Source organism: Emticicia sp. C21, from assembly GCF_003418935.1.
In the GTDB taxonomy this organism is placed as follows: domain Bacteria; phylum Bacteroidota; class Bacteroidia; order Cytophagales; family Spirosomataceae; genus Emticicia.
Window position 1 is genome coordinate 869,341 of sequence record NZ_QVMT01000001.1, and the last position, 14,927, is coordinate 884,267.

General features: G+C 39.8%; 14 protein-coding genes. 7 read left to right on the plus strand and 7 right to left on the minus strand.

What is annotated here, in order from left to right; genetic code table 11:
• Nucleotides 1–60: 60 nt before the first annotated feature.
• The 3 genes from msrA to D0T08_RS03625 form a co-directional block, all read right to left on the minus strand.
• Complete coding sequence (msrA, locus tag D0T08_RS03615) at nucleotides 61–726, minus strand: peptide-methionine (S)-S-oxide reductase MsrA (RefSeq protein WP_116981208.1); 666 nt, start codon at nucleotides 724–726, stop codon at nucleotides 61–63.
• A gap of 110 nt (nucleotides 727–836) precedes the next feature.
• Nucleotides 837–1,619, minus strand: a complete 783-nt coding sequence (locus D0T08_RS03620) for a hypothetical protein (RefSeq protein ID WP_116981209.1) — start codon at nucleotides 1,617–1,619, stop codon at nucleotides 837–839.
• Nucleotides 1,620–1,648: 29 nt separating this feature from the next.
• Nucleotides 1,649–2,617, minus strand: coding sequence for a PD40 domain-containing protein (locus D0T08_RS03625; protein WP_116981210.1), 969 nt, complete (start codon nucleotides 2,615–2,617; stop codon nucleotides 1,649–1,651).
• A gap of 228 nt (nucleotides 2,618–2,845) precedes the next feature.
• Between D0T08_RS03625 and D0T08_RS03630 the strand changes: the two genes are divergently transcribed.
• The 4 genes from D0T08_RS03630 (at nucleotide 2,846) to D0T08_RS03645 (ending at nucleotide 6,547) form a co-directional block, all read left to right on the plus strand.
• Nucleotides 2,846–3,907, plus strand: coding sequence for a sensor histidine kinase (locus D0T08_RS03630; protein WP_116981211.1), 1,062 nt, complete (start codon nucleotides 2,846–2,848; stop codon nucleotides 3,905–3,907).
• Complete coding sequence (locus D0T08_RS03635) at nucleotides 3,894–4,589, plus strand: LytTR family DNA-binding domain-containing protein (RefSeq protein ID WP_116981212.1); 696 nt, start codon at nucleotides 3,894–3,896, stop codon at nucleotides 4,587–4,589. Before D0T08_RS03630 ends, D0T08_RS03635 begins: the two co-directional genes overlap by 14 nt.
• Nucleotides 4,590–4,651: 62 nt before the next feature.
• Nucleotides 4,652–5,536, plus strand: a complete 885-nt coding sequence (locus D0T08_RS03640; RefSeq protein WP_116981213.1) for a Ppx/GppA phosphatase family protein — start codon at nucleotides 4,652–4,654, stop codon at nucleotides 5,534–5,536.
• A gap of 9 nt (nucleotides 5,537–5,545) precedes the next feature.
• Entirely contained in the window at nucleotides 5,546–6,547 is a 1,002-nt protein-coding gene (locus D0T08_RS03645) for a zinc dependent phospholipase C family protein (protein ID WP_116981214.1), read from the plus strand.
• A 195-nt stretch (nucleotides 6,548–6,742) separates the two neighbouring features.
• Here the strand turns inward: D0T08_RS03645 and D0T08_RS03650 are convergent, their stop codons facing one another.
• The 4 genes from D0T08_RS03650 to D0T08_RS03665 all read right to left on the minus strand — a co-directional run bounded on the left by D0T08_RS03650 (nucleotide 6,743) and on the right by D0T08_RS03665 (nucleotide 11,914).
• Complete coding sequence (locus tag D0T08_RS03650) at nucleotides 6,743–7,672, minus strand: DUF1338 domain-containing protein (RefSeq protein ID WP_116981215.1); 930 nt, start codon at nucleotides 7,670–7,672, stop codon at nucleotides 6,743–6,745.
• Nucleotides 7,673–7,678: 6 nt separating this feature from the next.
• Nucleotides 7,679–8,740, minus strand: a complete 1,062-nt coding sequence (locus D0T08_RS03655; protein WP_116981216.1) for a saccharopine dehydrogenase C-terminal domain-containing protein — start codon at nucleotides 8,738–8,740, stop codon at nucleotides 7,679–7,681.
• A 554-nt stretch (nucleotides 8,741–9,294) separates the two neighbouring features.
• Nucleotides 9,295–11,448, minus strand: a complete 2,154-nt coding sequence (locus tag D0T08_RS03660; protein ID WP_116981217.1) for a xanthine dehydrogenase family protein molybdopterin-binding subunit — start codon at nucleotides 11,446–11,448, stop codon at nucleotides 9,295–9,297.
• A 1-nt stretch (nucleotide 11,449) separates the two neighbouring features.
• Nucleotides 11,450–11,914, minus strand: a complete 465-nt coding sequence (locus tag D0T08_RS03665; protein ID WP_116981218.1) for a (2Fe-2S)-binding protein — start codon at nucleotides 11,912–11,914, stop codon at nucleotides 11,450–11,452.
• Between the two features lie 252 nt (nucleotides 11,915–12,166).
• Here D0T08_RS03665 and D0T08_RS03670 point away from each other — a divergent pair, with 252 nt between their 5' ends.
• The 3 genes from D0T08_RS03670 to D0T08_RS03680 all read left to right on the plus strand — a co-directional run bounded on the left by D0T08_RS03670 (nucleotide 12,167) and on the right by D0T08_RS03680 (nucleotide 14,872).
• Nucleotides 12,167–12,952: an ABC transporter permease gene (locus tag D0T08_RS03670; protein WP_116981493.1), complete on the plus strand. Its 786-nt coding sequence runs from the start codon at nucleotides 12,167–12,169 to the stop codon at nucleotides 12,950–12,952.
• A 116-nt stretch (nucleotides 12,953–13,068) separates the two neighbouring features.
• On the plus strand, nucleotides 13,069–13,824 hold the full coding sequence (locus tag D0T08_RS03675) for an ABC transporter ATP-binding protein (RefSeq protein WP_116981219.1): 756 nt from the start codon (nucleotides 13,069–13,071) through the stop codon (nucleotides 13,822–13,824).
• Between the two features lie 4 nt (nucleotides 13,825–13,828).
• On the plus strand, nucleotides 13,829–14,872 hold the full coding sequence (locus D0T08_RS03680) for an MlaD family protein (RefSeq protein ID WP_116981220.1): 1,044 nt from the start codon (nucleotides 13,829–13,831) through the stop codon (nucleotides 14,870–14,872).
• Nucleotides 14,873–14,927 lie beyond the last annotated feature (55 nt).

The following is a 14,927-nucleotide window of genomic DNA, read 5'->3' on the forward strand; positions in this document are numbered from 1 at the left end:
AAACGTAGAAAGGCCCGGGAGTTCCCGGGCCTTTCTACGTTTTATATCGTGGCTACAAAATTATTTCAACAATTTCGGAAACATAGCCTGTGCTCTCTCAATTCGTGGGATTGAAACCGAAGCTACATAAGGCTCGTCGGCATGGTGCTGGTCATAGTTCTGATGATAATCTTCTGCTTTATAAAAGGCTTTAAATGGCACAATCTGCACAACGATAGGCTTTTTGTATTTGCCAGATGCTGTTAGGTTATTCTTATAATCATTGGCTAATTTTTGCTCTTCTGCATTAGTATAAAAAATAACCGAACGATACGAATCTCCGTGGTCGGGGCCTTGTCCGTTTACCTGTGTTGGGTCTTGTGAGGCAAAATAAACCTCCAGTAAAGTAGCATAACTGATAATCGCAGGATCATAATGTACCGCTACTGTTTCAGCATGACCTGTGGTTTCATTACTTACTTCCCGATAAGTCGGGTTCTTGGTATTTCCGCCACTATAACCTGACTCGGCTTCTTTTACGCCTTTAAGACTATCGAAAATCCCCTCTACAGCCCAGAAACAACCCGAAGCAAAATAGGCGGTTTCTAATTTACCATAATTGGTATTATCTACTGCCGGAACTTTATATTTTTCTTTTTTGTCACCATTCGCGTCTGTAGTAGAACTACAGGAGAAAACGCCGATAAATGCACCAATAGTGATTATAAGAGCAATTGCTTTATTCATTTGTATTAATAGTTAAATTGAATCATTCTCTACTAATATAAACGTAATTCTGCTGATTTTGGTTTGCTCTCTTTACTCTTAAAATCTCTTAAAAAGCACCTCATTCATACCTACACACTAAAACCCAGTTTCACTTTATAGCGCCAGCGGTCTTTGCCTATTTCATTTTCCAGTTTGAGCACTTCATGCGTTTTCTTACTTATCCAGAATACTTCTCTATACCCCTTCGATTCATGGGTGAGCAACCAGCAATCTACTTTCTGGTTATCATATCCGGCTAATTCCCCTGAACCTGTTACTGTATAAGATTCAAATTTGGGTGCCAGAGACCCCGGCTCATAAAAAGGAATCATATAAGTAGTATTGGCTTTATAAGGCATCAAAGGAAATACTTCAAGGTCGAGATGCCAGTTTAAAGTATATTGGTTCAAAGCTTTCTCAAATGCCTGCCAGACAAACTTTTTGTTTTTTGTGGTATCGGCCTCAGTAATCGGTGAATTATTGACTTTGGCAGTTTTGTTCACAAAATCAAACTCGCCAGTTCCCCGAGCCTTCCACCAACTTTGGTGATACAATGGCGCAAAAGTCTTTTTATCGCAAACCGACTTTACGGTATGTACCACGCTGTCTCTATCTTCCCATTCCTGTTTTACCACAATGGCTTCTTTGCCATTGTAGTTTTCAAATGATACATTTCTCGTCCAGAATTGCGGCCTTGACCTTCCGGCATCTTTGTTCATTTTGAAATAGACCAAGTAGCGGTTAGTGCCTTCTTTCAAGAATTTGGTGTTTACTTTAGTGGCGTCTACCCACACGGTATCCTGAGCATAAGATGCAAAAGAAAAGCAAAGCCCTATCAGGGCATAGAGCAGTTTAGTTAGTAATAGCTTCATAATAATTTGTATAAGAAAAGATGTTATTGTTACTTTTTAAAGCCCTCTATTACCTTATCAAAACTCACCCAATAAATATCCCCGGTGCCATTTTGAGGGGATGTAAAAGTTTTAAATAAATCATCTATTTTAACCGCAGCACTTGCATAAGCATTCGGTATATTTATTCTTTCGCTGGTAAAGAAAAGCATCTTTTTATCCGGACTTACATACGGACAATAGTCTAATCGATTAGAATTAAGCATGCTTAAATGCTGCGCAGGTAACCATTTACCGGTGGCATCTCTGATACTCATATATAAATCTCCCCTACCTTTATCATCTTTCCGGCCATAAGAAGTAAAAATGATATAGTCTTCATCAGGTGACACAAAGGCATTGAATTCATAGGTTTTAGAGTTAATGGCCGTATCTAAAGGCGTAGGTTGTGTGTATTTACCCTGTTCAAACCTTGACACAAAAATATCTTCTTTACCTACGGCCATTTGATAGGCCGCCGTAAAATATAAATTCCCATTTCTGGCAATAGCCGGATAAAATTCATCTTCCGGGGTATTGATGGGTGAACCCAGGTTTTGTGCTTCTCTCCACTGGCCATTTTCTCTACTCACAACCCATATATCAAAGTCTTTTGGGGTTGTACCTTGCATAGGTCGGTTTGAAGCAAAGTAAAGTTTTTGACCATCAGCTGAAAAAGCAGGTTCTAAATCACTGAACTTTCCGGCAAAGGGGGCAATTTCGGGTTTGCTCCAGGTACCATTGGGTGCTTTTCTGCAATAAACAATGGTCTGAAAAATGCCTTGTGGGGATTGTAGCGTATAAAAAATCTCATTACCATCAGGCGAAATAGCAAAATCTCTTTCGCTGAATCCGGTGCTGATACCGAATATTTCTGCCTGTGCAGGTGGGTTTGTCAGAGCAAAAGGTTTTTGGGCTATCAATGTCAAAGTCCAGAAATATACTATAAATGTTGATAGAAGTTTTAGGTTCAGAAACATAGCCGTTGAGTTTATAGCATAAAAGTACAGGCTTTGTTTATATAAATCTATTCATAAGCATAGACAACCAGCATCTACTCATAAAAAGCAGTTTTTATCGTATTTTGGCAGATTCAACACAGAAACTGTTACTTGTAGGGAGGAAAAGGCTGTTGGTAGACCAAAGTCTTTTTATCAGGATATTTTCTCTTAATTTTATACTTTTAAAGTCAGTCCATTATCTTTTTAATGCAAAAACGAATTATTCATCATATAGCTTTCTGGATAGCCTATGTACTGTTTAAAGCCTATCTCAATTTTGAGTCATTGGCTTATAACAAGCCTAAGGAGAATGTCTTCTATCTGTTCTTTCTGGCAATTGGTATTCAGTCTACTTATCTGATTGTTAAGATACCCTTGGTATATACCATATTTCATATTACCGACCAGTTTCTGTCCAAAAAATGGAGTATTATAAAATCGCTTGTCAGCACTATTCTGGTATTTGTACTGGCTATCCCTGTTTTCTTGTTTATCACCCATATCGCACAGAAGTATATTTTAAAACATACCTCTATGACTGATGCGAGCTATTATACGCTTGCCAGTATTTTCTATGCATTTTTCTTGCTGTGTTTTCTGTGTGGGGTGGCGCTGGCTATTAAACTTATCAGGCAAAATCTTCTGGCAAAAGAAATTGAACAGGAATTGACTAAAAAACGACTGGAAACTGAACTTCGCTTCCTGAAAGCACAGACCAATCCCCACTTCTTATTCAACACGCTTAATAATATCTATGGATTGGCTCGTAAAAAATCGGACGATACAGCAGAAGTAGTGATGAAACTTTCAAAGCTATTGCGGTTTATGCTTTATGAAACCAACAAACCATACATAGCGATTGAAGAGGAACTGAGGGTAATGGAAGACTATATTGAGTTGGAAAAAATACGCTACAACCAACGGCTGAAAATTGATTTCATCAAGTTTATCGATAACCAGCATGAGCCGATAGGTCCTCTGATTTTATTACCCTTTATAGAAAATGCCTTTAAACATGGCGCAGGTGAAACTATTAATGAATCTTATATTACCATCAAAATTCAATTACAAAAAGGCCATCTGCATTTTAGTGTAGAAAACTCTAAATCAGAAGATAACCAATCAGAAATTACAGAAAAAATAGGTTTGAGCAATGTAAGACGACAATTAGAGTTAATGTACCCCGAACACCAATTAACTATCGAAAACCACGTTTCTACGTTTAAAATTGTACTGGAATTAAACCTGAACAGCCATGCAAAAATTTAACTGCATTATTGTAGAAGATGAGCCATTAGCCGCAGAAATTCTGCAGGACTATGTGATGCAGATTCCCTTTTTGCAATTAAAAGCGGTTTGTGACAATGCCATTCTAGCCACGGAAATCTTAAGAAGCCACTCAATAGATCTGATTTTCCTTGATATTAATCTCCCCAAACTCAAAGGATTAGACTTCATTAAAACCTTACAAAATCCACCTTGCATCATTCTTACCACTGCGTACCACGAATATGCATTGCAAGGTTATGAGCACAATGTATTAGATTATCTGCTGAAACCAATCGAGTTCAGTCGTTTTCTCAAAGCTGTCAATAAACTGACTTTCCCAACGGTTGTTACCTCGCCTATTGCCACAGAAGACAGAAAATACCATTTCTTTAATGTGAATAAGAAAATGGTAAAGGTGTTTTTTGATGAAATTCTGTACATCGAAAGTCAGAGAGAATATGTAAAAATCACTTCCAAAACACAAACTATACTAACTAAGCTCCCTTTGAGTGAAATAGAAGCGTTGCTACCAAATGAAAACTTTCTGCGAGTGCATCGCTCATTTATTGTGGCAAAAAATAAAATTGAAGCGTATTCAGCTACTGATGTGGATATAGCCGGAAAACAAATTCCGATAGGAAGAGGTTATAAAGAGGCAATTTGGGACGTTTTGTCGAATTAGCCGACAATTTTTTCATAAAAAACGTACTTTTGCAAATCCACTAAATACTGAACAAAGTTTTAATGAAAATTGCCGCCATTGACATAGGTTCAAATGCAGCCCGAATGCAGATTTCGTCGGTATTGCATGATAAAAACAAAATCAATTTCAAGAAAGTAGAATACGTGCGCTTTGCCCTGCGCTTGGGGATGGACGTATTCAATACCGGAAAAATATCTTACGAAAGCGAAGCCCGCATTAAAAAACTGCTGATGGCTTACCGCTTATTAATGGAACTCCACGAAGTAGATGCCTACATGATTTGTGCTACCTCGGCCATGCGTGAAGCCGAAAACGGCGCCAATATTGTAGAAAGAATCAGAAATGAGTTGGGCATGGAAATCCACCTGATAGAGGGTGATAAGGAAGCCGAACTCATCAATGATGTGATAAAAGTGGTTTTAGAAGATGATAAAACCTATCTGCACATTGATGTGGGCGGTGGTAGCACCGAGCTGAACATTTATAAAGGCCGAACCAAAATAGCTGCTAAGTCTTTCAAAATTGGTTCTGTTCGTCTGCTTGAGCATAAAGAAGCACCTGATGTTTGGAATAAAATGAAAGCCTGGGTAGACGAAACCATTCCAACACATGAAAATGTAATTGCCGTTGGTACAGGAGGTAATATCTCTAAATTATTCAATCTGATTGAGCATAAAGTTGACGGTAAAGCGACTCTGGAGGAATTAGAGAAAAAACGCAATTATATCAGCCAATTCAGCTTAGAAGACCGTATTAACAAACTACAACTCAATGCCGACCGTGCCGATGTGATTGTTCCGGCGTCTGATATTTATATATCTGTCATGAAATGGGCCGGTGCCAACGAAATCATTGTACCAGATTTAGGTCTGAAAGACGGTATATTGTTGTTGGTTTACGAAACTCTGATGAGCGAAGAAGATTAAAATACAAATATGAAAAAGAGAATTTTTACCTATACAGCCCTTATTGTTACAAGTTTTAGTCTTCTATTGATGCTCTCTTCATGGGGTATGTGGGGTCATCAGCATATCAATAAATCAGCGATTTTTGCTTTGCCGGAAGAGCTAAGAATTTTCTTCTATAATCATCTCGATTTTGTGGTAGAAGAATCAAATGTACCTGATCTAAGAAAATATACGCTAAGCGACAAGGCCGAAAACCCTCGCCACTATATTGATATTGAAGATTTTGGCAGCATTGATAGCTTGCCACTAACTAGCAAACAGGCTAATGCTAAATATGATGCCAAGGTTTTGCAGACAAACGGAATATTACCCTGGTATATTCTGGATGTAATGGAGAAACTGACTAAATCAATGCAGGGCCTGAGAAAAACAGAAGCTTTGTTTCTGGCTGCCGATTTAGGACATTATCTGGCTGATGCCCACATGCCTTTACATACCTCAAGCAATCACAATGGACAATTGACCAATCAGGCAGGTATTCATGCGTTCTGGGAAGCACAAATGCCGGAACTCTATGGTGAGGCTTACAACGTGCATACAGGTAAAGCCCATTATATTGATGATGTAACGAAAGAAACCTGGCGAATTATCAGACATTCTCATGCATTGGCAGATACATTACTAGCTAAAGAAAGAGAATTAAGAAAGACTTTTCCGGCAGATAAAATCTTTCAGAAAGATGCGAATGGCAAAATAGCCAGAAATAAATTCAATCAGCCGGTTTATACAAGAGAATACGCAGATTTGTATCATAAAGCCTTAAATGGCATGATTGAAAATCAGTTAAGAGGTGCTATTTCAGCCACGGCCAATTTCTGGTATACTGCCTGGGTTAATGCAGGAAAACCTGATTTGAAATCATTAGATGACGAGGGACTGACCAAAAGAAACAAGTCTAACTACAAAAAAGACATCAAAGCCTGGGAAAAAGGAAAACTGACGGTATTGAAAGTTGAACCGGAGTTTTAAAAAGAGAATTATTTCAATATAATAAATCCCGTAGGGATGGTATATCGGTAGAAATAAGAAAGCTTTAGAAATTGAGTCCCGTTGGGACGGTATATTGAATTAATATATCGTCCCAACGGGACTTTAAATTTGCTTTTTATGTTTTTTATCGATATACCATCCCTACGGGATTTATTTAATATCATGCTGTGCTAATCATTTCTCTATCTCCACCTTCGACTTCCGCTTTACAGTCTGGCTGGTAAACGTACTTTCAAAAATCTTATCAGCATTACCTGTTTCAAAACCTTCACGACGATGCTCTCTTTTGATTTCAGCAGGTTTCAGATGCTGAAATTGTGGCAAGACCTTGCGTTCGGCAAATTCAACATAGCTACCAGAAATCGGATGCACTTCTCCTCCGGCAAATTCAGCATCAATAATTTCGGCCACTGTTGAGCTTTGCAACAAACCCCCATCCGGACTAATCTTGATTTTTCCACCTGCATCATTGAGCTTAATCCCTGTTTTTTCAAGAAAATCATTAAATTCCTGAATCGAATTATAGCCCTCTTTCAGGTTATGCACGCTAATCGTATAATGATTCAGGTAGTAGCGGTTATAGATTACCCATGCAGCATATTCACTTTCTTTCAACAAGGCCGAATAATCTTCCCATGTTGGCATGCTCCAGAGAGGTCTGTGCAAAAACTCATCCACAGCAGCCCCATCATTCAAATCCAGCCTATCAACAGGGTCTGATTTTACTTCATCTGTATAGCTTCTGATAATGTCCTGAATATTTTGTGGCAAATCATTTACCCGCAATTCACTTACAAATATTCGAGGGTATTCGGGCTTAGGTGGCGAAAACCAGTAGGCATCCAGTTTCTTGCCCTCAAAATAAAAGTAATCGCGCTTTTCATATCCTAAATGAAGAAAAATCTTCTCGAATGATTTTATCCCCAATTGCGGCACACCCATCGTACGGAAAGCTATGTGGTCGTTTTCAATTTCGCTGGCGTTGGCAATAATATCCTCGGCAATCATGGCGTCTGATACTTTTTGTACATCAGGCACACGCTCACGGTATCGGCGCATTAAGCCATTTAATACGTACTCTAAAGTTGCTTTTTTATTTTCCATTATTTATTATTCTTCTACTTTAAAAAATTGCCCGTTAGTAGTTTCCAGATAAGCATCTAACGGAATGTCTTCTTGTTTAATAAATCCTTTTTGTGGCAGTTTGCCATCGGCTACCATCTCAACTACGGCTGCTATGGATGCTGCTGTTGTCCACGAAATAGCCCGCCAGTGTTTACCATCAATTTCTATCGGGTGATAGGCTTCGTAAAATTCTTCACGTGCCAGTTCTTCTCCTTTCCAGCCTTCTACTACGGCATATACATATACTACATCGTCCTGTACCGGCGGTTTGGCTTCTGTAAGTATTTGTTCAACTAATTCACGTTTATCTTTCAGAATTAATTCATACAACAAAAACTTCATCAGTTTAGCATGACCCGGATAGCGGATAGTTTTATAATTGAGTGTATCTACTTTGCCTTCATACGTTTCGCACATGGTACCCAATCCACCTGATGTACTGAATGCCTCAAATTCCTGTCCCTCAATCTGGATATGCTCGATACCATCTAAAGAAGGCACCATCTTCTTGGTTCCGTTATGAATTACTTCAGCATCATTAATATATTCGTTGATTACCCCAGCCGGAGACCAGGTAAATGAATAGCCCATCAGACCATTTGGATACCGAGGTAGTGCACCTACACGAAGCTCTATATCACGCAATTTGGTGAAGCGTTTGGCTAAATCTGACCCTACAATGCCAATCAGACCCGGGGCAAGTCCACATTGTGGTGCCATGACAGATTTGGCAGTTTTAGCCATTTCTCTGATTGCCGTAGTCGTAGGTACGTCTTCTGTCAAATCAAAATAATGGATACCGAATTTATGTGCAGTCTGTGCAATAGGCAGGTTCAGATTATACGGCATGGCCGATACCACAGCATCAAAACTAGGGATGGTTCTCTCTAAGAAGCTGATGTCGTTTACATCACCTAAGATGATGTCAAAGGGTAGGTCGGTATTTGGGTGGCGTTTATCCATACCCATCACGGCAAAGCGTTTAGAGAGCAATACGCCCACCAACGAACCCACTTTGCCCATACCAATCACAAGTACGTTTTTCATGTCTGGTTTGAAATAAAGTTTATGATGAAACTAAAAACAACAAACAATACTCTAGACTCTTTCCTATGGAAATATAAACTATAATGCTGAAATAATGTTAAATCAGTTCAATAGCAATATACACACCATGAAAATCATTTAGTAGAATTATCTGTCAATAAATGATAAAGATTGATTAAGACCCCTGACGTATATCAGGAACAAATGAGCAGGCACTACGAAGATAGGCGAGGCGTGCTAAATGATATTTAAGGTCTTTGAACAAGTGGAAGATTTATTTTTCTGACAAATGTAGACAATTGAAAATAATTTACAAGTTTTTTTTATTAGTATAACGGTGAATAAATTCACCGGCTAAGGCAACAAAGGAACAAATTATATATATACGCCGGACTTAAGTCCGGCTTTGTATGCAAAAAGACCTTTGTTGCTTTAGTCACCGAATTCATTCGGTGAACACAGGATTATGAGAAGATTTTTTAATTATAAAGTACAAAAAGAACCATCCCCCGAAGAAGATGGCTCATGTATGGGTAAGGAATCGTAATGGGCAATTAAGATATACCTTCCAGGAGTTTTTCCTCCTGCTCAATAAACGGCTGATTTTTCAGACGCTTACCGGTAGCTTTGAAGATAGCGTTAGCAATTGAACCTCCGGTTGGTGGCAAAGCAGGTTCACCTAAACCTGTTGGATCGATGCCATTATCAACAAAGTGTACATCAACAGCCGGAATCTCGTTCATCTTAATGAGGCGGAAGGTATTGAAGTTGCTTTGGTTAGGTTTCCCTTCACTAAATGTCAGGTTACCATACATCGCGTGCCCCATACCGTCTACTATCCCGCCTATTATCTGATTTCTCGCACCACTCTGGTTGATTACTACGCCGCAGTCAACAGCAGCATAGATTTTCTGCAAGACAGGCTTGCCTTTTTTCATCACCACTTCTCCTACCTGTGCTACATAAGAAGCATGAGAGAAATAGACACTGAAACCAAGACTCACACCTTTACGTTTTTTGTTCCAGCCCGATTTTTCTGCGGCTAATTCAATCACCGCTTTCATACGGTCAATATCATAACGAACAGGGCCGGCTGGTGCTGTTTTGGCTTTCTCCAATAGTTCCAATCTGAACTGTACCGCATCTTTACCAGCGGCACTAGCTACTTCATCTAGGAAAGACTGCTCCGCAAAGGCCAGGAAGTTAGTAATTGGAGCTCTCCACGGGCCGGTAGTGATTGGCGATTTATGGTCAACTGAATCAATCAATAAATTAGGTACGGCACCTGATGGGAAGTTATTTTCACGTGTAGGATTTCCGGCGTTGATCCCTACGCCACGTAGGGTATAGCCTATCATATTACCTTGTTTATCCAAGGCCGCACGGAAACGGTAACGCACAGCTGGACGGTAGCTACCACCAGTCATGTCGTCCTCACGTGTCCATATTACTTTTACCGGGGCTTTTACTAAGTTTGAAACCTCTACGGCCTCCAACACATAATCAGTACCTAAGCGGCGACCAAAACCTCCACCCATACGGGTTAATTCTACGGTCACTTTCTCAGGAGCAATATTCAGCAATTTTGCCGTTTGTCCTTGTGCGTTTGCTGGTGTCTGTGTTGGGCCAACTAATTCTACGCCATCTTCTCTCACATGGGCAAAGAAGTTCATCGGCTCCATCGGGTTATGCGGCAGGAACGGGCATTGGTATTCTGATTCTATTATCTTGGCCGCATTCTTAAACGCCTCTTCTACGTTCCCCTCTTTTCTTCTCACTTCTGCCTTTGGCGAATCCAGTAATTCCTTGAAAAGTTTGTTATGGTCATCGGTACTTTCCAGATTCCCTTCTTTCTCCCATTCTATTTTCAGGACATCTTTCGCCTTTTTCACTTCCCAGGTCGATTTACCAACTACCGCCACCTTGTTTTTGAACGATACCACATCTACAATACCCGGCATAGCTTTAGCCGCCGTGGCATCAAAAGATTTCAGTTTCAATCCAAAAGCAGGTGGACGCTGAATCATCGAGAAAAGCATTCCTTCCCGATAAAAGTCTATCCCGAAAAGTGGCTGCCCCGTTAAGATAGGCTTATTATCCACGTTTTTAACAGTTGAGCCTATCAGTTTAAAATCTTTGATGTCTTTTAGCTTTACATCCGTTGGCGGTGTAATTTGAGCAGCATCAGTAGCTAACTCGCCATAACTCAATCTTTTGTTTGAGGTGATATGTATCACATAACCTTTTTCGGTTTTACATTCAGCAGCCGACACATTCCATTTTTTGGCGGCGGCTTCTATCAGCATCTGGCGTGCAGTTGCTCCGGCTTTGCGGAGTCGTTGCCATGAGTGCGGAATCGACCCACTACCTCCGGCCACCTGACGCTCAAATTTCTTGGTATCTAAAGGGGCCTGTAAAACTTTTACATTCGCCCAGTCAACATCTAATTCTTCTGCTACAATAATCGGGAAGGCAGTTTTGATACCCTGACCGACTTCCGGGTTTGGCGAAAATATACTTACAATTCCATCTGGGCTAATTGATAAATACGCATTCGGAGCAAAATCCCCGGCTGCCGTCGTAGCAGCAACTGCTGAGTCCGCTGCCAATACTTCCTTACCGAACCAGTTAAAACTCAACATGAAACCACCACCGGCAAGCGCGGCCGATTTCAAAAAATCTCTACGGCTGTTGTCTGTCTTTTGCATGTTATTGTTTCATTTTGGTTGCGGCTAATTGAACGGCTTCTCTGATGCGGTGGTAAGTACCACAACGGCACAAGTTATTTGACATAGCAGTCTCTATCTCTTCCGTAGTTGGTTTAGGGTTGCTTTTCAAAAACGCCGCGGCAGTCATGATTTGCCCGGCCTGGCAATACCCACATTGAGGAACATCCACCTCATTCCACGCGGTTTGCACCGGATGGTCTCCTTTCTCTGATAATCCTTCAATGGTAGTTATCTTAGCGGCGCTAACCGACGAAACAGGTAAGATACAGGTACGGGTTGCTTCGCCATTGATATGAACCGTACAGGCACCACACATGGCCATTCCGCAGCCATATTTTGTACCTAAAAGTCCTAAATGATCACGTAAAACCCAAAGCAGAGGTGTGTCGGGGGCTACGTCTGTTTTATAGACTTTCCCGTTAATGTTAAGGTTGTAAACTGCCATAGTAATTTATTAAGTTGACTGTCAATAGATTAACCAAAATTAAAGAAAATACTTAGAGATTGGAAAGAATTTTGATGGTATTTATTTTGTTAGATGGAAAAAGTAGACCAATTGCCTAAATAATCCAACCACATTTTGAGCATTTTTTTCCACATACGTATATAAATTCCTGAAAAACGTAGATGGATTACTAATTTACTAAATTTACTTTGATAACTTTGAGGCGCCGTATCTCCACTAATGCATGAAAATATGAGTTCACATACAAAGAAAAATTTGTTCTCCGAGAAAATAGACGACTGGCTGATTGGATTTAAAGATGGTGCCGACTTCCTGCTGTTATTCTTTAAAGAAACACTTAGTGGAAATTTTGAATTTAAAGAGTTTGTCAATCAGTGTTATCGTATCGGTAACAGTTCATTGCTATTAATATCATTAACGGGTTTTGTCACAGGTTTCGTATTTACCAAACAATCACGTCCATCATTAGAGAGTTTTGGAGCAACCTCATGGCTTCCTTCACTGGTAACTATTGCCATCATCAGAGCCCTTGCACCTTTAGTTACGTCTTTGATATGTGCAGGTAAAGTAGGGTCAAGCATTGGGGCAGAATTAGGCTCCATGAAAGTTACCGAGCAGGTAGATGCGATGGAGGTATCAGCCGTTAATCCGATTAAGTTTTTAGTGGTTACACGAGTGCTGGCTACAACGATTACTATCCCTATTCTGTCTTTTTATTGTGGATTGATGGCCATGACAGGAGTATTTCTGAATGTAACTACCAACGAAGACACTAGTTTCCCGGCTTTTCTTGAGCAGGCATTTAATAGTATTGTTTACCTGGATTTATGGACAGCTGTCATCAAATCGGTGGCATATGGTTTTACAATTGGTATAGTAGGTTGTTATAAAGGATACAATGCCACCAATGGTACTTTAGGTGTAGGTAAAGCCGCCAATGCATCGGTTGTCATGTCGATGTTTTTGATATTTATTGAAGAAGTATTTATAGTACAGGTAACTAACTGGTTTAGATAGAATCATTGAGTGATTTAGTGAATGATTGATTTAGTAATTAGATAAAATCTGATACGCTTCAAATAATAAAATTTAATCACTCAATCACACAATCACTCAATCACTCAATAGACAACATGAACAAAGCAATAGAAATAGAACATCTGTATAAGGCATTTGGCGATAGAAAGGTTTTAATAGATGCCAATCTGGATGTCTATGAGAGCGAGAACATGGTGGTTCTGGGTAGATCAGGAACAGGGAAATCGGTTCTGATTAAAATCATTGCCGGATTACTCCCTGCCGACAAAGGAAATGTAAAGGTACTAGGGCAAGAGGTAACAGAATTGGATAAAAAAGCCATGAACGAACTACGCTTGAAAATAGGCTTTTCGTTTCAGAATAGTGCCTTATATGATAGTATGACCGTGAGAGAAAATCTGGAGTTTCCGTTGGTAAGAAATGTGCGGAATATGAGTAGAGGCGAAATAAACAAAGCGGTGAATAAGGTATTAGACTCAGTAGGCTTATTGAAATCTATTGACCAGATGCCGGCCGAGTTATCAGGGGGACAAAAGAAACGGATAGGGATTGCCCGTACGCTTATCATGAATCCGAAGATTATGCTGTATGATGAGCCTACTGCTGGTCTTGACCCTATTACCTGTATGGAAATTAATCAGTTAATTAACGAAGTAAAAGAAAATTATAAGACAAGTTCTATTATTATCACACACGACCTGACCTGTGCTAAAGAGACAGGCGACCGCGTAGCAGTATTGTTTGACGGCAACTTTAAGTTTCAGGGAACATTTGACGAAGTGTTTACGAATCCTGATCCGAGAATCAAGAATTTTTACGATTACAATTTTATAGAAAATCAAAAGAAATAGGTATATGGCGAACCCAGAATCTTCATCGAGAGTAGCGGCTAAAGTTGGTTTATTTATCTTAATAGGTGTGATAATCTTAGCTGCTGCCATTCTGACACTCGGAACCATGCGTAAAACGTTCATCACACGTATTGATGCTACGGCTACGTTCGGTAGTGTCAATGGACTTACCAAAGGTAATAATGTATGGTTTGCTGGTGTGAAAGTAGGCACAGTACAAGAAATCTCCTTTACACCCGACTCTAAAGTGCGGGTATTATTCAGTATTGAAGACAAGTCTCAGCCTTTTATCAAGAAAGATGCCACAGTAAGAGTAAGTTCTGACGGTTTGATTGGGAATCCAATCATCCTGATTTCTGGTGGTTCAGCTAATACGCCAATGATACAAAGTGGCCATAATTTTGTTGTAGAGAATGATGTTTCACAACAGGAAATGCTATCAACTTTACAGGCCAACAATAAAAATATTCTGGCTATCACCAGCGATTTAAAAGGATTAACGGCTGATATTCGCGCAGGACAAGGCTCTTTGGGTAAACTGATGAAAGACGAGGCGCTTTACGCCAGTATCTCTAAAAGTATGTCGACCGTTGAAGCTGCCACCAGAGATTTGAAAAAAGGCGCTGCTTCTCTAGCATCTCTCACTGATAAATTAACTGCTGAGGGTAATTTTATCAACTCATTAGCGACTGACAAAGAGATTTATCCATCTATCAAAAATACAGTTGCTTCGCTACAAAGCACCTCACAGACTTTGAAAGAAACGACGGCTTCGGCTCAGAAAACAGTGGGCAACCTTGAGCAAACAACCAATGCGTTGTTGAATAATCCTAATAATACAATTGGGGTATTATTGCACGACCCGAAAGCGGCTAATAATATCAGACAAACCATCAGTAATCTGGAAAGCAGCAGCGCAAAACTAGACCAGAATCTGGAGGCTTTAAAACATAATTTCTTATTCAGAAGATATTTCAGAAAGCAGGCCGAGGAAAATGAGAAGAAAAAGAAAGAAGAACAGAAGATGCAAACGGCTAATCCGCAGTGATAATAGAAACACAAATGCCTTCATGATTCGAATCATGAAGGCATTTGTGTTTCTA

Coding starts and splice junctions, on each gene's coding strand:
- msrA (WP_116981208.1), bottom strand. CDS start 726: ATGAATAAAGCAATTGCTCTTATAATCACTATTGGTGCATTTATCGGC.
- D0T08_RS03620 (WP_116981209.1), bottom strand. CDS start 1,619: ATGAAGCTATTACTAACTAAACTGCTCTATGCCCTGATAGGGCTTTGC.
- D0T08_RS03625 (WP_116981210.1), bottom strand. CDS start 2,617: ATGTTTCTGAACCTAAAACTTCTATCAACATTTATAGTATATTTCTGG.
- D0T08_RS03630 (WP_116981211.1), top strand. CDS start 2,846: ATGCAAAAACGAATTATTCATCATATAGCTTTCTGGATAGCCTATGTA.
- D0T08_RS03635 (WP_116981212.1), top strand. CDS start 3,894: ATGCAAAAATTTAACTGCATTATTGTAGAAGATGAGCCATTAGCCGCA.
- D0T08_RS03640 (WP_116981213.1), top strand. CDS start 4,652: ATGAAAATTGCCGCCATTGACATAGGTTCAAATGCAGCCCGAATGCAG.
- D0T08_RS03645 (WP_116981214.1), top strand. CDS start 5,546: ATGAAAAAGAGAATTTTTACCTATACAGCCCTTATTGTTACAAGTTTT.
- D0T08_RS03650 (WP_116981215.1), bottom strand. CDS start 7,672: ATGGAAAATAAAAAAGCAACTTTAGAGTACGTATTAAATGGCTTAATG.
- D0T08_RS03655 (WP_116981216.1), bottom strand. CDS start 8,740: ATGAAAAACGTACTTGTGATTGGTATGGGCAAAGTGGGTTCGTTGGTG.
- D0T08_RS03660 (WP_116981217.1), bottom strand. CDS start 11,448: ATGCAAAAGACAGACAACAGCCGTAGAGATTTTTTGAAATCGGCCGCG.
- D0T08_RS03665 (WP_116981218.1), bottom strand. CDS start 11,914: ATGGCAGTTTACAACCTTAACATTAACGGGAAAGTCTATAAAACAGAC.
- D0T08_RS03670 (WP_116981493.1), top strand. CDS start 12,167: ATGAGTTCACATACAAAGAAAAATTTGTTCTCCGAGAAAATAGACGAC.
- D0T08_RS03675 (WP_116981219.1), top strand. CDS start 13,069: ATGAACAAAGCAATAGAAATAGAACATCTGTATAAGGCATTTGGCGAT.
- D0T08_RS03680 (WP_116981220.1), top strand. CDS start 13,829: ATGGCGAACCCAGAATCTTCATCGAGAGTAGCGGCTAAAGTTGGTTTA.